The following is a 22,848-nucleotide window of genomic DNA, read 5'->3' on the forward strand; positions in this document are numbered from 1 at the left end:
TGCTCGGACGACTCGGAATTTCCATAAGGTTCCTTCCCCGCCACAAAAGTGTCACGCAACAGGCTGACACACAGGGAACTCCTGTGTCGCCAGGCCATCCGCGCGTCGCATGGTAATTCGGGCGTCATTGAACGAACCGGGCAAGCGGCCTACGCGACGGCGGCGGCTTCCTTGGGTGCCTTCAAGGTCCTCCGGAGTTGCGGCGAGGCATCGAGCCTGGCCTGGGCGTCGCGTAGTGCCAGCACCGCTGACTCAAGCTGGGGCGGCGCCAGGGTGTACGGGACGCGCATGAAGTGCTCGAAGGCCCCGCCGACCCCAAAGCGCGGTCCGGCCGCCAGTCGCAACCCGAAATCCGGGGCGACCACGGTGAGCGCAGTGCTTGACGCCGTGGGCAACCTGCACCATGCCGTGAGCCCGCCTCGGGGCCGTTCCACGCGCCAATCGGGCAGGTGTTCGGCGAGTAGCCCAAGGAGTGTTTCCCGGTTTCGGCGCAATTCCTCAAGCCTGGCGTCCAGCGGCTCGGTGAAGGCACGGACCAGCCGCGCCGCGGCCAATTGTTCGACGACTGGCCCGCCCAAATCCATCGTGGTCCGGGTTTGCACGAAGCGGCTTATGAGGTCTTCCTCAGCGCGGATCCACCCGGTCCTGAGCCCGGCCCAATGCGACTTGCTGAGCGAACCGATGGTCACCACCGCCGAACTGAAGCCGGCGAGCGGGGAGGTAGCGACGGCGTCGAGGTTCAACTCCCGCAGCGTCTCGTCCACCACCAGTACGGTGCCTGTTCCTACCGCCTCGCGGACCAGGCGGCGGCGCTGGAGGTTGGACATGATCCGCCCTGTGGGGTTGTGGAAGTCGGGCACGAGGTAGGCCATGGCCGGGCGTTGGTGGCGCATCGCCGCCACCATGCCCTCGATATCCCAGCCGCCCGAGGCCGGATCCTCGCCCGAGGCGGGATCTTCGCCTGACGTCGGCTCCGCGGCGGGCGGCATCGGGACCGGCACCGTGCGTGAGCCCGAAGCGCGGATGGCATCGAGCGCGTTGGGGTAGCTGGGGTGCTCGACGAGTACTTTCTGCTGTCGCCCGGCCAGGGTTTTCAGGATGATGTTCAACGCGTGCTGAGCGCCGGAAGTCACCAGAATTTGCGCGGCCGTGGTGGGGATTCCGGCCGCTGTGTAGCGGTCCGCTATGGCTTCCCGGAGGGGCGGAAGGCCGACGGCGTCGTAGCCGAAACTCGGCAACAGCGCGGGGAGATCAACCAACGCATCGGCGAAAGCCCGGTGCACCACTTCGCCTGTTGCCGGAAGCGAGGCGTAGGCGAGGTCGAGAATCCCATCCGGAACAGCGAGGCCCGGTCCGCCGACGGGAACCGTTCGGTGCGGAATGCTCGTCCGGCCCCTGCTGCCTTGCCCGCCGCTGAGGAATCCTTGCTCGCGAAGGCTGGCATAGGCTGCGGTGACGGTGGTCCGGCTGACGCCCAAAGTGACCGCGAGTGCGCGCTCGCTCGGCAGGGCGACGTCCAGCGGGATCCGCCCGTCCATCACCAAAAGGCGCACGACGTCGGCAAGCTCGCGATAGGCGGGAGCGGCGCCAGTGTTCCACGGGCCTAGGAGACGCACCATGGCTGTGGGGTTCAGGGATCCGGGCATAAGACCAGTATTGCAAACTGGCTATGGAAAGCAATGCCAGTTTTCGGGAGCATGGTCTCATGATGACCCGCAGAATCACCCAACTCCTGATCGGCCTCGCAATGTACGGGGTTTCCCTGGCCATGTTCATCCGGGCCGGCCTTGGCCTGGACCCTTGGGATGTGTTCCACCAAGGTGTCGCGGGAAAGATCGGGTGGAGCATAGGCACCGTGGTGGTGGTTGTTAGCTTCCTCGTGCTGCTCCTCTGGATCCCTCTGCGGCAGATGCCCGGCTTCGGAACCCTCGCCAACGCCGTGCTGGTGGGCGTCTTCGCGGACATCGGCCTGGCCCTGATCCCGGTCTTCTCGCATTTGGGTGGTCAGATCGCCATGCTCGCTGGCGCTGTGGTCCTCAACGGCATAGCCTCCGCTTGCTACATTGGCGCTCGGCTTGGCCCGGGTGCCCGCGACGGTCTCATGACCGGGCTTGCCCGCCGCACGGGTTGGTCGGTGCGCTTGTCCCGGACCTTGATCGAGGTTGTTGTGCTCGGTGTGGGTTGGTTGCTTGGCGGATCCGTCGGCGTGGGAACTGTTGTCTACGCCTTGGCCATTGGTCCTCTAGTGCAGTTGCTGTTGCCCCTGTTCACGGTCCCGGAGAAGGCTTCCCAGATTGCCCCCGAGGAGGTGCTCGCCGGGCCGTGACGCGGATTCTTCCTGGCGACGCGCAAATTCCCTGACGCCCCCGGAATTCCCGCATCGCCAGGGAATTCCCGCAGCGCCAGGCGAGTCGGGCAGCGTCAAGGAGCAGGCTGGCACTCCGGACAGAAGTAGATGTCCCGGTCTTCCAACCCCGACGCCGGTCCCAGCATGTCGCGGCGAATGGGCGTACGGCAGCGAAGGCACGGCTGGTGCTCGCGGCGGTATACCCAGTACCCGGGACGCAGGGCTCGCGGGCCGCGCGTCGTCCGAGGTCCAGGTCCCAGGTTGGCCTCAAGCAGGACTTTGGCTTCCTCGAGCATCCCCGCCAGATCCTGGACAGCCGATACGGGCGCGGCAGGATGCACCCCGGCCAGGAAACACGCTTCGCAGCGGTAGATATTGCCGATGCCGGCGAGGTTCCTTTGGTCCAACAGCGCGACGCCAATCGGAGTGTCCGGCGCGGATCGTAGCCGACGAACAGCTTCTTCAGCATCCCAGTCCGCCCCCAGGAGATCCGGCCCAAGGTGCCCCACCGCGCGGGCCTCGTCCGGCGTCGGGATCACTTCCAGGACGCCCAACGAGAAGCCGACGACGTCGGCAGTCGCCGTGCGGAGGATGCACCTGGCCGTGTGGCCGGGTTTCCTCCAGCGTCCCCCGGGGGCATGGACCTGCCAGCTTCCCTCCATCTTCAGGTGCGAATGGATGGTCAAGGCCCGGCGCGCTGGGCCGGGATCAGCGGATCCAAGCGTGTCCGTTCCGGCCCGTACCGATCCCGGCATGTCCGGCGCGGCCTCTTGGATGGCTCCGGCGTCAGCAGGCCCGGCGTCCGCCGTCCCGGCCTCAGTTGGCCCCAGCAAGCGCATGAGCAAATGTTTTCCCCGCGGCACTACCTCGGACACGGTCCATCCGGCCAGGTTCAGCGTGGCGAATCTGGGCACCCGGAAGTCGGAGGAAACGAGGGTCTGGCCCCCAAGGGCCTTGTGGAGCTCCGCGGCAGCTCGCCAGATCGAGTCGCCCTCAGGCACGGATCCCCATTTCAGGCACGGATCCTCAATCCCTTGGGCGTGGAGTACGCCCCGGCCGCGGCAAGGGCATAGGCCACTGGAGTGTCCAGGAGGTCATGGCCGTTGACTTTCTCCATGATCAGCTTGTCCACGGCTCCCCTGCGCACTACGCCAACGAGGGCAGCAGCCGCAGCCGCAAGAATGGCGTCGTCATGGCTGAAGGTAAGTAGGGTCTTCCCACCGCGCTCAACGTACAGAACCAGGGCGCCGCCGACCATTACCACCAGGGCTCCGGCCTTCCGTCCCGGACGGTGGCCCGACCCCGCGTCGACAGCCAGCGCGGGCCAGGGGAGGGCGGCGCCATACGGGTTGGCCGGATCCGTGGAGGCAAGGGCCAAGGCGATTGGCTCGGCTTTGGCGAGTTGGGCATCTTCCGTGAAGGATCGGAGGCGGTCCACCGTGGCGGGAACGGCAAACTGGGCGGCTCCGAGGTGCTCGATGAAGTAGCCACGGCGGCACCGGCCGGCTTCCTCCAGGCGGGCCAAGACCTTGTACATCAGACCGAATCCGCCCACGATGTTCTCCACCATCACGGATCCGCGGGTTACAACGCCGTACCTGTCGAGGAGGAGTTCGGCGGTACCGCGTGCATGGATGGTGGGGTCGAGCTCGGGAGCTGGCAACGCGGACCAGCGGCCAACGGCCAGCGGGGGAGTGGGTGCCGCTCCGGTGACTGAGCCATAGCGTCCGCCTGTGAGCCCTGGCGATCCCATCAGCCCCGTGCCGTGCGAACGGCCGAGCCTGCTCATCCGCAGGGACCTGGCACGCGGCGGCCGGGCGGGCTGCTTGTGCGCGGTGCGCCCCCCGGCAATCATCGCGCGGACGGGAGCGAACGTGTCGCCTGTGATGCGGCCGGCCCAGGCGAGATCCCATAGGGCAGACACCACTGCGTCGTCGCTGAGCACTGCATCCATGCCGCCCGCAACTTCGGTGAGCTGCCGGAAGAAGTAGGCACCCCCACCAGTCTGGAGATGCTCCAAGAGGCGGAGCTGGGCGTCGCCGGGCTCGAATTCAGGGTCCGGGTTGAGGGTCAGCTCCGCAGCTTCGGCCACGTGGAGGCTGATCCAACCGTCGTTCCCAGGCAACGATCCGGCACCGGACCACAAGACTTCACCTGCGGCCATGAGTTCATCCAACATGGCTGGCTGATAGTCGGAGACCCGGCTGGCCAGCACCAAGGACTCCCACGCCGACGCCGGAACGGGCACACCGGAGAGCTGGTCGATGGCAGTCATGATGCCGTCCAGCCCACGCAGCGCCGGGGCGCCCCTGCCTCCAGAAGAACCAGGGCGGCCGGCAGAGGGTACGGACACGTTTTGCCAGGCGGGCAGGAACCGGCCGTACGCAGCAGCGTCCACTGGTTCCACTTCGGCGCGCAGCGCGGCCAAGGATCGACGCCGGAGCTTGCGTAGCACCTCGGAGTCGCACCACTCGCTACTAGATGAGATTTCGCGGAGCGGGATAGCGGGCACCTCCGGCGCCACCGCCGGCTCGAGCGAGACAGATGCCTCACCGGGAACCGCATCCGGCACGCTGGGGTGCGGACGGAACTCGCCCTCCACCACCCTGCCGTCCGCTGCCAAGCGTTTCAGGGCAGTGCTTACGACGGCGACACCGAGTCCCAGCCTGGCCGCAGCTTCTTCGGCCGTGAAGGGCCCGTGGGTCCGTGCGTAACGGGAGACGAGATCGCCGAGCGGGTCATGGACGGGTTCGATGAAGGCCAAAGGGACGCCCATGGGAAGTGGAACCCCAATGGCATCCCGGAGCCGGGCTGCGTCCTCAATCGCGGCGAATCGCTCCACGCCGCTGAGGGTCACGGTGAGGGCGCGGTTGGCCCTCCGCAAAGCGGCTAGGTGCGAGGCGGCGGCGAGGTGCGAGGCGGCCGCCAAATGCAACGCTGGCAGATCCGGGGAAGCCTCCACTCCTTCTTCGGGCTGCAGCCGGGCAGCCACTTCTTCCACGGTCAGTGGTCCCAGCAAGCGCAGCAAGTCCGCGACGCCTTCCATGCCACGGACTTGCCGGTCCGCTGCCAGCCGCTGGAGCTCGAGTTCGGTGGCCTCAATGACTTTGGCGTCCAGGAGTTCGCGCAGTTCCACCCTGCCCAGGAGCTCATTCAGGAGCGTGGAGTCGAGGGCCAGAGCGGCGGCCCGGCGTTCCGCGAGCGGTGAATCGCCCTCGTACAGATATTGCGCCACGTAGCCAAAGAGCAGTGACTTGGCGAAGGGGGAGGGCTGCTGGGTAGTGGTCTGTACCAAGCGAAGTTCGCGGCGCTCGATCGAAGCAGCAATGTCTTTCAAAGCGGGGAGGTCGTAGACGTCCTGCAGGCACTCGCGGACGGTTTCGAGAACGATGGGAAAGGAAGGGTATTTCTTGGCAACGTCCAGCAATTGCGCTGAGCGCTGCCGTTGCTGCCAGAGCGGTTGCCTTTTCGCCGGATTCTGCCTCGGCAACAGCAATGCGCGGGCAGCGCATTCACGGAAGCGCGAGGCGAACAGGGCACTGCCGCCAACCTCCGCCGTCACGATCTGCTCGAGTTCTTCCGGGTCAAAGAGGAACAGCTCCGCTCCGGGAGGTTCGTCTTCCATCATCGGCACGCGCAGTACGATGCCGTCGTCGGCGGCCATCGCGGAGCCGTCCAGCCCGTAGCGCTGCTGGAGCCGCTGCCCGACGGCGAGGGCCCACGGTGCGTGGACCGGCATGCCGAAGGGGCTGTGAAGCACCACCCGCCAGTCGCCGAGTTCGTCATGGAACCGTTCGACCACGAGCGTCCGGTCATTGGGGACTACTTCCGTGGCCTGCTTTTGCTCATTCAGATACTGGAGCAGGTTGCCCGCGGCGAAGTCGTCCAGGCCGCTGGCCTTGCAGCGTTCCAGGGCAGGCCCTTGGTCCGAAGCGGAGAGCTCGCGCACGAATGCTCCCAGCGCGCGCCCGAGATCCACCGGGCGGCCCAAGGAATCGCCCTTCCAGAAGGGAAGTTTTCCGGGCTGGCCGAAGGCCGGCGAGACGAGGACACGGTCATGTGTAATGTCCTCGATCTTCCAGCTCGTGGCCCCCAGGGCGAAGATGTCCCCGACGCGTGATTCGTAAACCATTTCTTCGTCGAGCTCGCCGACGCGTCGGCCGCCTTTGGCAGCGCGCGACGCCGGACTGGGCTCCTGCGCGGACGCTTCGGAGGCGCCGCCGGCAGAAGGAGCCCCGCCGGAGCCAGAGCCTTCGGTTTCGGTGCCGATGATATAGACGCCGAAGAGTCCGCGGTCCGGGATGGTTCCTCCTGACGTCACGGCAAGGCGCTGTGCTCCTGGGCGGCCTTCGATGGTGCCGGCGTTCCTGTCCCATACGATGCGCGGCCGGAGCTCGGCGAATTCATCCGAAGGGTACCGGCCGGCCAGGAGGTCCAAGGTGGCTTCGAAAGCCGAGCGGGGCAGGGTGGCGAACGGAGCCGAGCGGCGTACAGTGGCGAACCAGTCCTCAACCTCGATGCTTCCCAGCGCTGTGGCGGCGACGGTTTGCTGGGCCAGGATGTCCAGAGGGTTGGCGGGTACATGCAGGCGTTCGATCTGGCCGCTCAGCATGCGTTCCACGGTGATGGCGGTGTGGACGAGGTCTGCCCTGTGTTTGGGGAAGAGCACGCCTTCGGAGATCTCACCGACCTGGTGGCCGGCGCGGCCTACCCGTTGCAGTCCGCTGGCTACCGACGGCGGCGACTCGACCTGGACTACCAGGTCTACCGCACCCATGTCGATGCCGAGTTCCAAGGATGACGTGGCCACAACGCACCGCAGCCGACCGGATTTGAGATCGTCCTCGATGAGTGCCCGCTGGTCCTTCGACACGGAGCCGTGGTGTGCCCGGGCCAGGACTGGATCGGCGCCACTGGTGCTTCCGGCTTGGGCCATCATGTGCGCGGGAGTCGCCGTAGAGGATGGAAGCCCCGGGGACGGCGCCCCAAAATCAGCCGGCACCGAGGCCGCCACCGAATTAGCCGCAGCCGAAAACACGTCAACCGCCATGAGTTGGCGCTCCGCGTAGATCTCGTTGAGCCGGGCGGTGAGGCGCTCCGCGAGGCGCCGGGAGTTCGCGAAGACAATGGTTGACTGCTTGGACAGGACAAGATCAACGATCTTCTCCTCAACATGCGGCCAAATGGACGCTTGGGGCTGCAGGCCGGAGGCGGGTCCCGAGTCGAAGGCGCCGGCCGCTCCCGCCAGGTCTGACATGTCCTCCACAGGGACGCTGACGCTGAGGTTCCAGTTCTTGCTGGAAGGCGGTGCGACGATTTCCACGGGAGCCGAGCCCGCGAGGAACTGCGCCACGAGTTCGCGCGGCTCCACTGTGGCCGAGAGCCCGATCCGCTGGGCAGGTTTGGGCAGCAGTGCATCGAGCCGCTCCAATGACACCGCGAGGTGCGCGCCGCGCTTGGTGCCGGCAACTGCGTGGACCTCGTCCACAATCACGGTGTCCACCTCGCTGAGCGTCTCCCGGGCCTTCGATGTCAGCATCAGGAACAGGGATTCGGGCGTGGTGATGAGGATGTCCGGTGGGTGACTGAGCAGCGCGCGTCGGTCCGCCGTCGTCGTATCCCCGGAGCGGACCCCGACGCTGACCAGCGGAGCCGGCAACCCGAGCCGTTTCGCGGTTTGCGTGATGCCGATCAGCGGCGAGCGGAGGTTGCGTTCGACGTCGACGCCGAGAGCCTTGAGCGGGGAGATGTACAGGACGCGGGTCTTGCGTTTGGGGGCTTTGGCCCGAGCCCGGCCGGGTGCGTCCTCAAGCCCGGGAAGCGCATCAGCAGGTGCGTCCGGGGATACCGACAAGAGCCGGTCAAGGGCCCACAGGAAGGCTGCGAGCGTCTTACCGGAACCAGTGGGCGCCACCACCAGAGCGTGCGAGCCGGACGAGATGGCCTTCCACGCGCCGTCCTGGGCCGGTGTGGGCGCCGCGAAAGCACCCAGGAACCACTCCCGCGTGGCACGGCTGAAGCGGTCCATGGCTGTGTGGCCTGAACCGCCCCGTAGCTCCCGCTCCTGCATTCCTCCATCATGCCCCACGGCACCGACACAATAAGGAACAGCGCAGGATAAGGTTCAGCGGCTAAACCGCCGGGCCGCACCAACCCCGCCGCTACCCCGCCTGGAAAGCCTGAACGCTCAAGAGGTTGATCGCTGCGTTGCTACAAGCCTGGTGTTGTTGGGGGATGAACACCGAGGCGGTGTCCTCGGGTGGGTAGACACGGAAGCCTGCGGCCGCAACCTGGGTGCAGTCCGGGTAGTTGCCGGCCTGGGTGTAGCGGAGTTGGGCGAAGCCGGCCTTCCCGGGGGCGAGGACCACATCTGCAACCGGCTGGGTGTCGTCGCGCGCCGCGGCCGCGCCGATCGGATCACCGGTGGGTCCGGCCGTGAGGGAGACGCCTGGGAACCCCCTCAGCACGCAGGATTCGGTGCCCGAATTAGTGAGGATGAGCTTCATGTAGAGGCTGCCTGCCGCGCCGCCGCCGGTGGAATCGACAGAAGGTGTCAGCGAGGCTGCTTTGCAGAGAGGGACGCCGGATGCCATGGTCCCGGTGCTTGATGGCGTGGAACTGCCGCTAGCGCTGGGAGCACTCGACGCGGACATCGAAGAAGAGGCCGAAGCCGAACCGCTCGGCGTGCCGGTGCTCGGACCCTGGGCCTGGGCTTGGAAACAGCCGGAGAGCAGGAATACCGAGGCTGCTGCCATCGTGAGCAGGAGACCGTTCTTGACTCGCATATTCGTCATGGGCACAGCATTTCGTCGTCATATGCCCGAGTCAACTACGGCGCGGCAACGGCGCCGGATTGGCGCACGGATCGTAATGTTCCGGGCGCCAACCAGCGGAGTCGTTACTTGGACGCTGAAGCCCGGGCGGAACGGCTGCGGAAGAATGCCGCGGAACCCAGCACCAGCCCTGCCACGCCGGCGATCAGGGCGGCCCAGCTGCGCGCCTGCGAACCGTCGTCGGACACCGAAGCTGCTTGCTCTGCGGAGATTGAAGCAGCCGTATGACCGTCACCCGCTGCAGCATCCGCTGCGGTGACGGCCACCGACGGCGCCGGAGCCTTCAGCGAGTGCGGGTCCTGGCCGTCCTTGGGGATTTCAGCCCAGCTTGTCTGCCCCTGCTCGCAGTTTTGGAGAGTAGGGAAGTAGAGGGTCTTGCCAGCGGTGTCGGGCAGCTTCACGGACAAGACCAGGGCATCGCGCTGGTGCGGGTCCAACGGGGCCTTGGCCGTGTAGACGATCTGGCTGGTCCGCTTGGTGATGGAGGTGCCGTCGGCCAGCTTCTTTGGCTCGGGCAGCGTCTGCGTGACTTTCTCGATGGTCCAGTTCGGGTTCACCGTGGGCGTCGCGTGCGTCAGTTCTTCCGGCAGGTTGATGGTCACCTTCGTGGTGCCCGAAGTGTCGCAGCCGTGCGGGACGCCGAAGGTCAGCAGGGCGTAGGAGTTGGCCGCGGTCTTGTCCGGGTTGATCGAGACATGTGCCGAGGCGCCTGCGAGGCCGGCCATCATCAATGCGGCGGTGCAGCCCGCGATTGCCGTGGCAGAGAGGGTACGGCGGAATGAGGACTTTTTCATGCTTGGTGCCTTTCAACGGGCGCGCGAAAGCGCCAAAGTACGGGGATGTGCCCGTCACCAGTTGAAGGCGGTGCCGGGCGGAGTCAGGAGAGTACGACGACGGCAGGCGGGCCGCGTCTGCTGTCTTGCCTGAGGTTCCGCCATGGGTGGGGGATGAATACGGCGGGTGCGCTGAACGCAACAGCTGAGCTGCCGGCGTCGGGCTTGAAGACCAAACGGATGAGCTGGAGAAGGGGCCGGAGCCACGCCGCGAGCTGCCACAGCGCTTGCTCGCCCCTCGCCAAAAGGAATGCTGAGGCGGCAGTCGCAAGGGCGTGTCCCGTGAGCATCAACCAGCTGAGGGGAGTGTCGAGTTCGTGCAGATGCATCGTTCCGGTGGCGAGAGCCGGGGCAAGGTGCTCCACCCCCATGTGGTGCGCCGGTGAGCCCGGAGCCGCGACGGCGAGCGGGCCGAATGCGGTGAACGCTTCGTGCAGGGCCAACTGTCCGGCTCCCAGGAGCGCGGCCACGGAAAGGAAGCCGAGCTTGAACCGGGTGGCCAAGGTTGTGACGAGACCAGTGAAGGCAAGGACGGCGAGCAAGACCGGAGCCACGGGAAGCTCACCGCCGGCGAGGACGTGGGCCCCTGCCGCAAGAGCCACAATGGCGACAGCAAGAGCGCCCGAACGGATGGCGTGGAAGGGCGTCCGGGCATGCGATGTGCGCACGGATTCCTCCCTCGGTAGTGTTCCAGCGGATGATGGACCGCCTAGGTTCGGCAAGGCAACCCCGCAATTCTACCGGTGGTTCGTGGCCGGACCGCCTTCGGATGGGTCTTGCGTGACTCCCTCACCTGGGCCGGTTACACTGATGGTGGTCAGTGACAAGACGTCCATGGGATGTCTTCCAAGAAATCTTGGATAGCTGGCCACTACCTTGCCCGGCCCCAAGGGAAAAAGTATGACCTCAACTGCGGCTGGATCACGGGCTCGAACCACGAGCATTCACGCTCTTCCAGGCGTCGCTGAACAGCCCAAAGCGCGTAGTCAGCCACTTGAAGCCCCCATGACGATGAAGATTCCCAAACGCACAAGACGATGTTTCGGTCCTGGGAGTTGCAGACTTCACGGAGTGACTCCCGCGCGAGTTCGCTCCGCTTGTTCGTGCCGAAAGTGCCGGCAATGACGTACAGGGTATCTTCACGCGTGGAGACTTGCTTGGCGATTTCGCTGAAGTGCAGCCGCCAGGCGAGCTTGTAGAGCTCCATCTGCCCCCGGGCGCGGACTGCATCATAAGCATTCGCCTTGCAGAGAAAAGTAGTGTCAATTCGAGGTTTCTGCCGATGGATTGCGGCAAAGACTTCGTTCCGAACGGCATGTCGATCATTCTTCGCGTGGAAGCCCTTGGCCAGTTGGGTTCCCGTTCCTTCGAGCCGTGCACGAAGCGTTAGTCCGTCCCAAAGATGGTGTCCGTGATCCTCTCGGAAAACCGCGGAACCGAACCCGAAGTAGATGCTGGCCGCGGCGCCTTTGCCGGCCCCGTCGAAGTCCAAGTTGCCAGTCTCATCCACGTACATGAACACATCAGCCATCGGAACCTATATCCGCGGCATTCACTTGGTAGTCCCTTCCCCCTGGCACAACATGGATCTGAGACTACCGGATGTCACGCCGCGGGTTTGGGCGATCCGGCAGCCGTGGCGGGACCGCCTTCGGACGGCTTGCCCGCCGGCCCTTTGCCGGCCGGACCCTCGCCCGCGGTTTCCGAGGCGGGCTCCGAAAACGTGCGGGCGGCCCGTGAGCCCGCGATGGTACTTGCCCCGATGCTGATGAGCGCTCCCAGGATCATGGCCGCGGCTTCTCCCGGTTCCAGCAGATGCAGTTGGGAGCCAATGGTGGCGGCGGCAACCGGCACTCCCAATTGAGAGGCTGCCAGCACCGCGAGCGGCAAGGGCTGGCCGAGGACCCGGAGGCTTCCATGCACCAACAGCGTTCCAAAACCGAGGCAGATCCCGAGGAGAATCATCCGCGGGCTCCCTGCGAGGGTACGCAGGTCAAGCGACGCACCAAGCCAGACAAAGAAGACCGGCCCCAGGAAGCCGTCGCTCACGGCGAAGAGTTGGTGCGCAAGGCGCCGGGGTTCGCCTACAGCCGAGACCACAAGGCCGAACGAGAACCCAGCCAGCATGATGGACACGTGGCCTAGGACCGCCAGCCCGGAAAGGGCGAAGAGCAGCGCCAGTTGGATCCGCAGCTCCAGGGCGAACTTCCGGTCTTCGGACACGTCATGCAGCCGTCCGCGGTTACCGCTGTTCTCGAGCCAGCGAAGCACGAAGAACAAAACCGCCGCGCACGCCGCGACGACGGCGGCCCCGACGGCCGCCCTCGGCGCATTAGGCGGGTCAACGGCGAGCGGAAGCGCCACAATGCAAGCGATATCCGCCACCGCGACCTGCGCCGTCGTCGTGAGGACCTTCGGCCCTGTCAGACGAAGCGAATCGACGATCGGCAGGACCAACGCCGCCGAGGAGGACGCGAGCAGAACGATATAGAGGGGAGCATGTCCGGTGCCGAAGGCAAAAGCGATGACGACTCCGACGACGGCGGCCAGCACCGCGGCGACGCCGGCGCGCAGGGCGCCGCCACCCAGTGCGGGACGGATGGCTTTGTCCCGCACCGGGACATGCGTTCCGGCGACGAACATGATCAGGGCGAATCCGACGTCGGCCACAAACGTGAAGGTCGGATCCGAGGAGTCCACCAGCTCGAGACCCGTGCGTCCGATGACGATGCCTGCCAGCAACTGTCCGAGTACAACGGGAATGTGCCATTTCCGAGGCAGCGCGAGCAACGGCCCGAGGAGCGCGACCGCGGCGATCAGCGAAAGCTGAAAGAACGACACACGTTCCTCCTTCTACCGCGTTGCGGTTGGTATGCGGTGGTTACCGGGGAGCGTCAGCCAGTTTGAGAGGAATGTCGGTGTTCTCGTCCGTGTAGTAGCTTGCACACACCCGGTGGTAGCCATCGGCCACCTGCGCGGGAATGCCCCGGGCCAGGTCGCCCCGGACCATGAGGATAGGCGATAGCTTCTTGCCCTCCTTGATCTTCTTCAGGTCCGAGGCAACGTGGGCGTTGTCCTCGGGCAGCAACGCCAGCCGGGCGGCCCGGAGAATGTCCTTGGCCTTGCGGTGCTGGATGGGCGCATCCTTGAGCGCTGCGACCACGGAGGCAACGACGTCGTCGGATTCAAGCAGGGATAGATAGTTCGCCGCGCCCGGATAATCTTGCTCCTCAGGCTGCGGCAACCAGCGGACTTCGCCCTTGTTATCGTCAGGCATGCGTTGTACTCCTTGGCCAGCGGTATCTGCTTGCAAACGTAGGCGGCGCCGGACGCGGGACCTTGGAGCGGTCCGTGCCGGGACGTCGTCGTCGTAATTCCAGGGCGAGGCTTTCTTGACCTCGGGCCATAGCCCAATGGTGGTTCGCGGCAAAAGCGGGCTTGAGCAGCCAGCTTAGCCGCCGGAGCAGCGGTTTCGATGTGCTGACTCGCCAGTCATACGTGACCACCGTTTCTGGCCCATCCTGTTCGAAAGTCCAGCGCCCGGTGCCGCTCAGGTCACCGCTCGCTGAGATCGCGAAACCTTGCTCCGTGATGGGTTCGGTGACCTTGAACCTCCAGTGCAGGGTATACGGCAGCCAACCCTTGGAGTGTAGGGAGAAGGCTTTGCCCGTGCCATCCGCATTTCCTGGATCGAGCGGAACAACACTCAAGTACACCGACGGCCACCAGCGCGGCAGTGTTCCGGCGTCGCCCAAAATATCCATGACCTCATGCGGGGTCCCCGCTACGCGCCAGACGGTGAGGAACTCGTAGTCAGCGTTGCTCTTGGAAGTGCCGCCCATTGCTGCCTCCACGGCGCGGATGGATAGTGGATTCACAGTACTCAAGCCATTGCACGCGGTCAACGGCCCAGTTCGGGCTTGCTTGAGGACCGCTTACTCCCTGACCGTCACGGTCAGCCGCTGGATGTCATTGGTTCCCATGCCTTGATAGTTCCACTCCGGCGTTTCGGGCTGAGTCTGTCCGGTGGAGTCGGTTGCACGGCATGCCAGTTCGTGGGAACCGGCTGTTGCGATCCACGTGAACGTCCATCCGCGCCACGCATACCGGCCGGCAGGCGCCTCCAGTTGTGCCATCTCCCACAAGCCGTCCACGCAGACTTCCACGCTGTCCACGGTTCCGTTGCCGGACCAGGCCCGGCCGCTTAGCTGGACCGGCCCCGCGTCGACGGTGCGTTGCCGCGTGAAGAAATCGGGAACGCCCGGGGGAACCATGAGGGAGCGGACTTTCATCCGCTGGACGGGTTCGCCGGGATCGTCCGCGTTCTGGGTGTAGCGATAGGAGTCGAGCTGTTGGTAACCGTCGAAGCTGTGGTCAATTGCCTCGATGGATTGCAGCCACTTGACGCTCGTCATCCCGTACCAGCCTGGGACGAGCAGCCGGACAGGGTAGCCATGCTGCGGCGGCAGGGCTTGGCCGTTGACCTCATAGGCGAGCAGGACGTCGTCGGACATTGCTTCCGAGAGCGTCAGGCTGCGCGCGTACTGATGCTCCACGCCGCCCTGGATCCCGCGGTCCGCGCCCGTAAAAACGAGTTCGACGGCGTCGTGTGAGACCCCGGCGTCGAGCAGCAACGGTGCGAGCGGGGTTCCGGTCCACTCAGCTGTGCCCATTCCACCCTGGTCCCACGGCTGGCTGACAGGCCGCGGTTCCAGCCGCGAGCGGCCGTTGCCGGCGCACTCCATTGTGACGGCGTGAGTGCGGCGCTCGCGGTGTTGGAGCTCGGGCAGGGTGTACTCGTGCGGATGGTCCACGAGCCCGCCAATATTCAGGCGCCAGGAGACGGGATCGATCCGGGGGACGTCGAAATGGACTAGGAGATAGTGCATGCCCAGGGGTGTGACGGGCCATCGGAGCATCTCCAAGGGCATGGCGTGGTTGCGCGAAGCGAGTTGCAGTTCTTCCCGGGTGATGGGACCCGTGGTTGGTGCAACCGGTGCGGCTGGTTCTGTCGGAGCAGCGGGGGCGGTGGTGGCCGAGGTGGCAACAGCGGCGCCCTCCGCTGTGCGGCGGGTCTTGACGCTCATGCTCCCAGTATGGGCGTTGCCCGCCGGGGTGTCATTACTCGAGTTGGCTTCATCGCCTGCGCGCCTCGCGGGCTCCCGGATGCTTCGGCGGTAGAAATGGGGAGGCGGGCCCGGGATCTCCCATTTCGTGCCGGCGACCCCGCTCCGAGTCCTTGCAACCACAGGAAAAATGACCTCTTCACGCAAAACCCATGTCCTTCTCGCTGTCATACTGGTCGGGTTCATTGTGGTCGGCGGGCTCTGGTACGTCGGCCAGCAGCAAGCCCGCTCAACGGCGGCTTCCAGTGATGCCTCAGCGTCGCCGAGTGTCGCCGCGGACGTAGGGGACGACGTCGAACCCGTCCAGCCGGGCGAGACAGGACCTGCCGCCGCTCCCGACGCCGTCGTGGCGCAGGAAGCCGCGCCAAAAGCCATCCATTCACCGGACAAGGTCAGCAGGGATATTGCACTCTCTCCCAATCAGTGCAAAGTGAGGACACTGAACGCCGCCAAAGGCGAGGTTCTTCCTGACCCGTCGTGCACGCCCGGCGCCATTGATCCGGCCGTGAGCGAAGAGAACATCGGCAGTACGATCTGCAGGGCCGGCTACACTGCCACTGTCCGTGCCCCTGTCTCGGACACGGACAAGGTCAAGAAGCTGAGCCTCCAGGAATACGGCCTGGTTCCGGTTTCTTCCACTGAATTCGACCACCTGATCAGCCTCCAGCTTGGTGGCACCAACGCGGTGTCCAATCTGTGGCCCGAGCCGAACCGTGAGGGCGCACCGGGAACCACTAACCCGAAGGACGCCATTGAAACGCGGCTCAATAAGGCCGTTTGCTCCCACCGGATTGCCCTCGCGGACGCGCAGAAAGCCATTGCCCATAATTGGGTCACCGCAGAGAAAGAGCTCGGGTTGTAGGCCCCACGAACTGGACGTGAGTGGCGTTCTCCTTGTTTGGGCCTTGATTTTCGGGCTTTGGCAGCCTTTTGTGTGGTGGCGAGGGATGGTCTACAGGACGCCGGCGAACGCGATGGTGGGCAGGTCGACAACGTGGGCTCCGCCGTCGGCGACAATTGTGGCACCCGTGATGTAGGACGAGTCCGGCGACACCAGAAAGTTCACCACACCGGCCATTTCGGCAGGATCCGCAGCCCGTCGCAACGGAACATTAGCCGTGACGGTACTGTAGCCTTCGTCCCTCCCCGCCAGGCCGGCCGCTTTGGCAAACTGGTCCATTTCGGCGTCGGCCATGGGAGTCCGAACCCACCCGGGACACAGCGCGTTCACCCGGATTCCATATGCTCCATAGTCCCTGGCCAAGGACTTGGTCAGGCCGATGAGCGCATGCTTTCCCACCGTGTAACCCGCCACATTGGGACCGGCGAAAAGCCCGGCAAGCGAAGAAACGATCACCACCCGACCAGCAGAGCTTCGAAGGTGTTGCAACGCTTCCCGGATAGTGGTGAAGGCGGTTGTCAGGTTGGCGTTGAGGCTTGCCTGCCATGCGTCGTCGTCGGTATCGGCGACAGAGGCAAAGCCGTGCCCGCCAGCGTTGGCAATCACAATGTCCAGCCGGCCAAATTCGGCGATGACGGCGTCGACGGCGGCCCGGGCTTGGGCGGAATCGCTCATGTCCGCGACGACGGACAACGCGCCGTGCTTCTCCGAGACGGCGTCAAGCGGCTCCCGCCGCCTTCCGACGACGGCGACCCGCGCGCCTTCCCGGATGAGCCGGGCAGCAATTGCTTCGCCGATTCCTGTGCCGCCACCGGTCACGAGTGCCGACTGGCCCGCCAAGGTGTTGCTGTACGTGGTCACGCTGGTCCTTTCATCAGGGACGGTTCCTACTGCAAGGGGATCTTCATGCCGGAAATGACGACCGCGCCAGATAGCCGTAGTCGGAAACGAGGCTTGTCCCGTTCACTGGCGCGGAGACCGGGGATGCCAAATACAGCACGTGATTGGCCACCTGTGCCGCGGTCTGGACGGGGTACTCTTGGGCCGCGAAAGTCTCCGAGGTCTGCCCCAGGTCGGCACGTGCCATAGGCGTGTCCACCACGGACGGGCACACACAATTCACGCGGATCCCGTCCGGCTCCAATTCAACGGACAGCGCCCTCGTAAGTTGCAGGACGGCGCCCTTGGATGCGTTGTAGGGAACCATCCCCGGAGCTGCGACAAAGCTGGAATCAGAGGCCAAGAGCACCATGGCACCGACGTCGGACAGCTTCAAGAATGGCGAGCATTGCTGGGCGAGCAAGAACTGCCCGGTCACGTTGACGCTCATGACACGTTCGAAGTCGGACACACTCACTTGACGCAGCGGCACGCCGACCGGTCCCGAAGTACCGGCGCATCCGACGGCAATATCGATCCCGCCAAACGCTTGGGCAACGGACTGCACGGCGGATTCCAATTGGCCCGCGTCGGTGATATCTGCCGGCACAAACATGCACGACCCTCCGGCGGCCAGTTCGCGCTGCAGGAAACTGCCGGCGTCGTAGTCAATATCAATTAAGGCGATACTGGCGCCTTCCGCGGCAAACGCCCGCGCGCATGCCCGTCCGATGCCGGATGCCGCGCCAGTGATGATCACCGTCCTGCCCTCGAGTCCCAGTTCCACTATTTCCTCCTGTCTGTGGGGTCAGGCGCGTTGGAAGACTTGCTTGCCGGCGAACCAGGTTTGGATGGTCTGAGTCTTGCCGAGCGCGTTAGGATCCACCTCGAAGGGGTTCTGGTCGAGCAGGATGAAGTCTGCGGCTTTGCCCGGTTCCAAGGAGCCAAGCTGATCCGATAGTCCGAGCATTCGCGCGGGCGCGGTCGTGTAGCAGGCCAGCGCCTCTTCGAGAGTGATGGCTTGTTCGGGCCAGAGGGTTCCAAGGAATTGTCCCGTGGGGTCGGCACGGGTGATGAGCCCTTGGATGGCCTCCCATGCATTGGGGGAGACGCTGACGGGCCAGTCCGAGCCCCCGCCGATGGTCGCGCCGCTGTCCAGAAGGTCGCGATTGGGCTGCATCTTCGTGGCGCGTTCCAGCGGGAGGACCGTTTTGATGGCTTCGTAAATAACTCCAGGAAACCAGAGCGACGGCGAAATGTCAGCGCTGACGTCCAACGCTGCGAATCGGGGGAGATCGTCTTCGTGGATGAACTGGCCGTGGGCTATCTGGTATTTCGCCTCGTGGAAGCCTTCGTCCCGGATGGTTTGGACGGCGTCGAGCACCATGCGGACCGAAGCGTCGCCGGTGCAGTGGATTTTGGCCGAGATGCCGGATTTTGCAGTCCGGCGGAGCCATCCTTCGAGGTCTTCGGCAGGCATGGTTGTGTAGCCGGCGAAGTCGTGCGCGTGGTGCTCGTCCGGCAGGTAGGGCTCCAAGAAAGCTGCCGTGCGGGACGGCGGCACGCCGTCGAGGAAGATCTTGATGAAGTCGGGACGGTGGTGGGTGGTTCGGAATTCCTCACCCCTGGAGACCAGTTCCTCGCCCAGCGGGGTTGTACCGAAGATGAAGTCGTTGACCTGCATGGAACTGACCACCCAGGCCTCCAAAGCGTCGGTCTGGTCCAGGTGCCGCAGCGCTTCCATTATTTGCAGCGAGGTTGCTGCGTCCTGGAAGGTTGTGACGCCGTAGGAGTGGAGAATCTCGATGCCACGGGCGCACGCGCGCGCCATCTGTTCCAGGCTGTATCCCTGGGATGCTGCCACGACCCGCTCAACCAACACGCCACCAGCCTCGATCAGGACACCCGTGGGGAGCCCGGTAGCCGCGTCGCGGAGGATTTCGCCTCCTTCAGGGTCGCTGGTGGTCGCATCGATCCCAGCCAATGCCATGGCGGCGGAATTGACCCAGCGGTTGTGTTTGCTGTCGTCCTTGAGCAGGACCGGTCGTCCTCCGCTGGCCTCGTCGAGCCGGGCAAGCGTGTCCAAGCGAGAGAGTTGTTCGAACAGGCCGCTGCCCCAGCTGCCTCCGATTACCCAGGCCCCGGGTTCGAGGGTCGCGCTCCAGTGGGCAACCGTCTCCAGAATGGTGTCTACGCCATCGGTTGGAAGGAAATTGCATTCGAACAGATCGGCGGCCCCCGCCAGGGAATGGTGGTTGTGGATGTCGATCAGGCCGGGCATGAGGAAGGCGCCGTCCAGGTCCACAGCTTCGGTGTCGTCGCCCACAAGTGCCTCGGCGTCAGCGTCGAACGCCACAAGCTGGCCGTCGGAAACGGCCATGGAGTGGGCCCATGGACGCCTCGGGTCCTGCGTCCGGATGACCGCGTTGACAAAGATCTGCAGTGACATGGTGTGTCCTTTGCTCGGTGAGGCCTGCACATCCGGCAGGCTGTCGCTTTGATGAGGGCCGGCGTCGGGCCCCGACAGGGTGCGAAACTAGACTTCCGCCATTCCGAGGTAAGCGCGGTGCAGCAGCGCGGGGTCGGTCATCAACGGTTCGGCCGGGCCCCCATAGGTCACCCGCCCGCCAGTCACCACGATGGCTTCGTCCGCAATCTTCAGTGCCAGTTGCGCGAATTGTTCCACCATCAGGATGCCGACGCCCGAATCCGCGATGTGCCGAATGATGGGCAAGAGCCGCAGGAAAACCACGGGAGCCAGCCCGAGGGACATTTCGTCGATCAGAAGGTACTTGGGCCGCGCAGCGAAGGCCCGGGCAAGGACAACCATTTGCTGCTCACCGCCAGAGAGCAGGCCGCTCGCAGAACTCCGCCGTTTTTGCAGCTCAGGGAAGAGCTCAAGGGCTTCATCAACCCCAGTAGGAGACTTGGCCGTCAGTTCCAGGTTCTCTTGGACGGTCAGGGAGGGGAAGACCGTGCGGCCTTGCTCCACATGGACAAGTCCCAAGCGCGAACGCTTGATCCTGGACAATTTGCCCAACGGAACACCGTCAAGGGACATATTCCCCTTGCTGGTGGAAACGATGCCCGAAATCGACTCCAGCAGGCTGGTCTTCCCTGCACCGTTCGGGCCAACCAGAGTCAACAGGGAGCCCGGTTTCACTACCAACGAGACGCCGGACACCACGGGACCGGATCCCCTGCTGACGCTCACGTCGTCGAGGATCAACTCGCTCATGAGACCTCCAATTCGCCCATGTAGGCAGTCATGACCTGCGGATTTGCTAGGACGTCGTCGCGCTGGCCGGATGCGATGACCTCGCCGAAATTCAAGACCACCAAGTCGTTGCAGACGGAGCGGACCATGTCCAGATCGTGTTCGATCAGCAACAGCGTGGTTCCAAAGCGATCGGGCAACTGGACCAACTGCTCGGCGAAGGAAACGTGTTCTTCGTGGGACAACCCTGCGGCTGGCTCGTCAAGCAGCAGGAGGCGCGGCGACGCCGCCATATTGGCCGCGACCTCGATCAGCCTGCGCGTCCCGACGTCGACCCTCGCCAGTTGCGTCGACGGCGGCGGGCAGTTGAAGAATCTCAAGAGTTCCTCGACGCGCTCGTCCGAAGCCTGTCCGCGTGCGATGAAGCGGACATAGGCGCCGACGCTAAGCGTCGGCGGTACGCGGTCCTGTTGGAAGGTCCTTCGGATTCCCAACCTGGCGCGGTCCATAGGCGAGAGCCCGTTGAGGGACTGGCCGGCCAACTGGATGGTTCCCTGGTGTTGCGGCAGGAACCCGGCGAGGGCGTCAACCATGGTCGATTTTCCAGCCCCGTTGGGGCCCATTAGCCCTGTGACGGAGCCCTCGGTGAGGTCCAGATCCACCTCGCTGAGCGCCGTCACGTGGCCGAACGTGACTGACAGTCCGCGCACCGAAAGCAGCGCGCCGGCCCCCGACACAGCCGACGACGTCGGACGCCTCACCGCAGCCGGGACCGCCGACGTCTGGCTGGTCGCCGCAGGGACCTTGGTTCCGGCGTCCGGCACGGCAGGTGCCCGAGCAGCGTCAGCGGCTGCCGGCGCCTCCGCAGACTTGCGGCGCCTCTGGGTCCTGCGCCACCACATGGCGCGGAGGTCGGCGCCGAGGTTGGAGCCGGTTGTCAGGGACTGAATGCCGAGGGCGCCGAAGATGACAAACCCCCAGTCCTGCGAAATCCCAAAGCGCTTGAGCAATTCCGGAACGAGCACCCAGAGGATCCCGCCGAGCACGGCCATGTCGATCAGGTAGGAGCCCGAGACAATCGCCAGGACGTAGAGGGCCAGGGACTGGATGGTGGTGAAACTGCTGGGGTAAACGAGCCCCACTTGGCCGGAGAGCAGCCCTCCGCCGACTCCTGCCAGGAACGCACCTGCCCCAAAGGCGGTCAGTTTAGTCACGGTAACGCTTGTCCCGGCCGAAGCCGTTCCGCGCTCCGAGAAGGCGACGAACTTCCAACCGCTTCCCCAGCGGCTCGCCTGGAGATAGTGGACCAGGAGGCTGCACAGCGCCAGGACAATCACGGCGAAGAGGAAGTACCGGCGGTCGCCGGGAAAAAGATCCGGACGAGCCACTTGGATCCCCGTTTGGGTTCCGGGGAATTGGATCTTGCCCAGGGTTAGGTCTGCGGCCGCCGCAAAGCCGAGGGTGACCACCGCCAGGTTCACGCCCCGGAGGCGGAGTGCTGGAAGGCCGACGACGACGCCCGCAGCTGCCGCGGCCAGCCCGCCTAGCGGGAGCCACACCACCAGGCCGCCCGGAGCATCCACGGAATTAAGCCAGGACACAGCCCAGGCGCCCACTGCGGCAAAGCTGAGCTGGCACAGGGCCATCATTCCGGCACTCCCGGTGACAATGCCGAGGCCTAGCAGGGAGATCATGGCGACGATCGCGGTGGTGCCGAGGAAGACGAAGTAGGCGGGCAGGACCGCGCTGAGGAGCCAGCCGACCAGGACGCAGGCAACAGCGATCGCAAGGGGTTTCATGCGCTCGCGGGCCAGAAGGGAGTTAGCGCGCAACATCCCAGACTTCCTTTCTCTCTGCCCACAGCAGGAAAACGACAATGATCAGGAACGGAACCCAGTAGCGGAGAACGGACATTTGCTCGAACTGGGCCAAGGCACCTTGCAACATGCCCAGGGCCAATCCGCCGACGACAGCCAGGTCAAGCCTGCGGAAGCCGCCGAGCAATGCCGCGGCCGAGGCCGGAACAATGATGAAGGAAAGGGAAATGGGGTCATTCGTCTGGGTCGGCGCCACGATGGACACCGCGGCCGCACTGATGAGGCCGGTGCCTGCCCATACGGCGATGCTCAGGCCCTTGGCCGGCACTCCCAGAAGTTCCGCCGTCGTCGGGCGTTCTGACAGAGCGCGCAGTTTGGTGCCGATCTTGCTCTTGGTGAGCAGCACATGGCATCCGACCGCGACTGCCAAGGCCAATGCCACCATGACCACCGTCACCTGGGTCACCACAACGTTGCCCATGCTGAAGGCCGGCCCCGGAAGTAGGGATTTGAAAGTCTTGGGCTTGCTGCCGAAGAGAATGAACGACAAGGAGACCAGAAGCAGCAGGGAAGCGACTGAAACTGCTGAGCGGGCCCCGATCCCGGCTTCGGGAAGCCACTGCGCAATGATCCAGCCGATCAGGCCGGAGACGACCGCGCCGACGCAGACGCCGGCCGCGGTTGCCGCCCACTGGGGGAGGTGTTGCTCGGCGAAGATCACCGCCAGATAGGCGGCAAACATGCCGATGGCCACTTGGGAAAAGTTCACGACCCGCACAAGTCTCGCCATGAGGGTCAAACACACGGCGATCACCGCGTAGAGTCCTCCGGCGGCCAGGCCGGCCGATGCGCCTTGGAGCATGGTGTCCTTTCTTTCTCAAACATTTGGCAAGTG

Annotated in this window: 19 protein-coding genes; 2 read left to right on the forward strand and 17 right to left on the reverse strand. The window is 65.0% G+C overall.

What is annotated here, in order from left to right; translation table 11 throughout:
- Positions 1–149: 149 nt before the first annotated feature.
- Positions 150–1,646 (reverse strand): MocR-like transcription factor YczR, encoded by a 1,497-nt coding sequence (gene yczR / locus OOZ51_RS10990; protein ID WP_265979558.1) that lies wholly within the window; start codon positions 1,644–1,646, stop codon positions 150–152.
- Positions 1,647–1,705: 59 nt separating this feature from the next.
- Here yczR and yczE point away from each other — a divergent pair, with 59 nt between their 5' ends.
- Positions 1,706–2,326, forward strand: a complete 621-nt coding sequence (yczE, locus tag OOZ51_RS10995; protein ID WP_265979559.1) for a membrane protein YczE — start codon at positions 1,706–1,708, stop codon at positions 2,324–2,326.
- Between the two features lie 95 nt (positions 2,327–2,421).
- Here yczE and OOZ51_RS11000 read toward each other — a convergent pair whose 3' ends face one another.
- From OOZ51_RS11000 to OOZ51_RS11045, 10 genes are all read right to left on the reverse strand, one after another.
- Entirely contained in the window at positions 2,422–3,348 is a 927-nt protein-coding gene (locus tag OOZ51_RS11000; protein ID WP_265979560.1) for an Fpg/Nei family DNA glycosylase, read from the reverse strand.
- An 11-nt stretch (positions 3,349–3,359) separates the two neighbouring features.
- Positions 3,360–8,417, reverse strand: coding sequence for a DNA glycosylase AlkZ-like family protein (locus tag OOZ51_RS11005; RefSeq protein WP_265979561.1), 5,058 nt, complete (start codon positions 8,415–8,417; stop codon positions 3,360–3,362).
- Between the two features lie 91 nt (positions 8,418–8,508).
- Positions 8,509–9,141, reverse strand: coding sequence for a DUF4232 domain-containing protein (locus OOZ51_RS11010; protein WP_265979562.1), 633 nt, complete (start codon positions 9,139–9,141; stop codon positions 8,509–8,511).
- Between the two features lie 104 nt (positions 9,142–9,245).
- Positions 9,246–9,974: a YcnI family copper-binding membrane protein gene (locus tag OOZ51_RS11015; protein WP_265979563.1), complete on the reverse strand. Its 729-nt coding sequence runs from the start codon at positions 9,972–9,974 to the stop codon at positions 9,246–9,248.
- Between the two features lie 83 nt (positions 9,975–10,057).
- The gene (locus OOZ51_RS11020) at positions 10,058–10,681 is read right to left on the reverse strand and encodes a hypothetical protein (protein ID WP_265979565.1); all 624 of its coding nucleotides are present in this window, start codon (positions 10,679–10,681) and stop codon (positions 10,058–10,060) included.
- Positions 10,682–10,884: 203 nt separating this feature from the next.
- Positions 10,885–11,544 (reverse strand): DUF3800 domain-containing protein, encoded by a 660-nt coding sequence (locus OOZ51_RS11025; RefSeq protein ID WP_265979567.1) that lies wholly within the window; start codon positions 11,542–11,544, stop codon positions 10,885–10,887.
- Positions 11,545–11,618: 74 nt separating this feature from the next.
- Positions 11,619–12,854, reverse strand: a complete 1,236-nt coding sequence (locus tag OOZ51_RS11030; RefSeq protein ID WP_265979568.1) for a cation:proton antiporter — start codon at positions 12,852–12,854, stop codon at positions 11,619–11,621.
- A gap of 40 nt (positions 12,855–12,894) precedes the next feature.
- On the reverse strand, positions 12,895–13,290 hold the full coding sequence (locus OOZ51_RS11035) for a hypothetical protein (RefSeq protein WP_265979569.1): 396 nt from the start codon (positions 13,288–13,290) through the stop codon (positions 12,895–12,897).
- Entirely contained in the window at positions 13,283–13,855 is a 573-nt protein-coding gene (locus OOZ51_RS11040; protein WP_265979736.1) for an SRPBCC family protein, read from the reverse strand. Before OOZ51_RS11040 ends, OOZ51_RS11035 begins: the two co-directional genes overlap by 8 nt.
- Before the next feature lie 93 nt (positions 13,856–13,948).
- A complete protein-coding gene (locus OOZ51_RS11045; protein WP_265979570.1) occupies positions 13,949–15,100 on the reverse strand; it encodes a sulfite oxidase in 1,152 nt (383 codons plus the stop codon).
- A gap of 169 nt (positions 15,101–15,269) precedes the next feature.
- Between OOZ51_RS11045 and OOZ51_RS11050 the strand changes: the two genes are divergently transcribed.
- Entirely contained in the window at positions 15,270–16,001 is a 732-nt protein-coding gene (locus OOZ51_RS11050; RefSeq protein WP_265979571.1) for a hypothetical protein, read from the forward strand.
- A 90-nt stretch (positions 16,002–16,091) separates the two neighbouring features.
- Here OOZ51_RS11050 and OOZ51_RS11055 read toward each other — a convergent pair whose 3' ends face one another.
- From OOZ51_RS11055 to OOZ51_RS11080, 6 genes are all read right to left on the reverse strand, one after another.
- On the reverse strand, positions 16,092–16,901 hold the full coding sequence (locus tag OOZ51_RS11055; RefSeq protein WP_265979572.1) for an SDR family NAD(P)-dependent oxidoreductase: 810 nt from the start codon (positions 16,899–16,901) through the stop codon (positions 16,092–16,094).
- Between the two features lie 43 nt (positions 16,902–16,944).
- Positions 16,945–17,706, reverse strand: coding sequence for an SDR family NAD(P)-dependent oxidoreductase (locus OOZ51_RS11060; protein ID WP_265979574.1), 762 nt, complete (start codon positions 17,704–17,706; stop codon positions 16,945–16,947).
- A gap of 21 nt (positions 17,707–17,727) precedes the next feature.
- Entirely contained in the window at positions 17,728–19,368 is a 1,641-nt protein-coding gene (locus OOZ51_RS11065) for an amidohydrolase (RefSeq protein ID WP_265979575.1), read from the reverse strand.
- A gap of 87 nt (positions 19,369–19,455) precedes the next feature.
- Positions 19,456–20,157 (reverse strand): ABC transporter ATP-binding protein, encoded by a 702-nt coding sequence (locus OOZ51_RS11070; protein WP_265979576.1) that lies wholly within the window; start codon positions 20,155–20,157, stop codon positions 19,456–19,458.
- Positions 20,154–21,971 (reverse strand): branched-chain amino acid ABC transporter ATP-binding protein/permease, encoded by a 1,818-nt coding sequence (locus OOZ51_RS11075; RefSeq protein WP_265979577.1) that lies wholly within the window; start codon positions 21,969–21,971, stop codon positions 20,154–20,156. The genes OOZ51_RS11070 and OOZ51_RS11075 overlap by 4 nt, the downstream gene beginning before the upstream one ends.
- Positions 21,958–22,815 (reverse strand): branched-chain amino acid ABC transporter permease, encoded by an 858-nt coding sequence (locus OOZ51_RS11080; RefSeq protein ID WP_265979578.1) that lies wholly within the window; start codon positions 22,813–22,815, stop codon positions 21,958–21,960. Before OOZ51_RS11080 ends, OOZ51_RS11075 begins: the two co-directional genes overlap by 14 nt.
- Between the last annotated feature and the right edge of the window lie 33 nt (positions 22,816–22,848).

The sequence above is a fragment of the Arthrobacter rhizophilus genome, from assembly GCF_026241105.1.
Classification (GTDB): domain Bacteria; phylum Actinomycetota; class Actinomycetes; order Actinomycetales; family Micrococcaceae; genus Arthrobacter.

Coding starts and splice junctions, on each gene's coding strand:
- OOZ51_RS11010 (WP_265979562.1), bottom strand. CDS start 9,141: ATGACGAATATGCGAGTCAAGAACGGTCTCCTGCTCACGATGGCAGCA.
- OOZ51_RS11080 (WP_265979578.1), bottom strand. CDS start 22,815: ATGCTCCAAGGCGCATCGGCCGGCCTGGCCGCCGGAGGACTCTACGCG.
- OOZ51_RS11075 (WP_265979577.1), bottom strand. CDS start 21,971: ATGTTGCGCGCTAACTCCCTTCTGGCCCGCGAGCGCATGAAACCCCTT.
- OOZ51_RS11045 (WP_265979570.1), bottom strand. CDS start 15,100: ATGAGCGTCAAGACCCGCCGCACAGCGGAGGGCGCCGCTGTTGCCACC.
- OOZ51_RS11005 (WP_265979561.1), bottom strand. CDS start 8,417: ATGCAGGAGCGGGAGCTACGGGGCGGTTCAGGCCACACAGCCATGGAC.
- OOZ51_RS11050 (WP_265979571.1), top strand. CDS start 15,270: ATGACCTCTTCACGCAAAACCCATGTCCTTCTCGCTGTCATACTGGTC.
- OOZ51_RS11025 (WP_265979567.1), bottom strand. CDS start 11,544: ATGGCTGATGTGTTCATGTACGTGGATGAGACTGGCAACTTGGACTTC.
- yczR (WP_265979558.1), bottom strand. CDS start 1,646: ATGCCCGGATCCCTGAACCCCACAGCCATGGTGCGTCTCCTAGGCCCG.
- OOZ51_RS11015 (WP_265979563.1), bottom strand. CDS start 9,974: ATGAAAAAGTCCTCATTCCGCCGTACCCTCTCTGCCACGGCAATCGCG.
- OOZ51_RS11040 (WP_265979736.1), bottom strand. CDS start 13,855: ATGGGCGGCACTTCCAAGAGCAACGCTGACTACGAGTTCCTCACCGTC.
- OOZ51_RS11065 (WP_265979575.1), bottom strand. CDS start 19,368: ATGTCACTGCAGATCTTTGTCAACGCGGTCATCCGGACGCAGGACCCG.
- OOZ51_RS11035 (WP_265979569.1), bottom strand. CDS start 13,290: ATGCCTGACGATAACAAGGGCGAAGTCCGCTGGTTGCCGCAGCCTGAG.
- yczE (WP_265979559.1), top strand. CDS start 1,706: ATGATGACCCGCAGAATCACCCAACTCCTGATCGGCCTCGCAATGTAC.
- OOZ51_RS11070 (WP_265979576.1), bottom strand. CDS start 20,157: ATGAGCGAGTTGATCCTCGACGACGTGAGCGTCAGCAGGGGATCCGGT.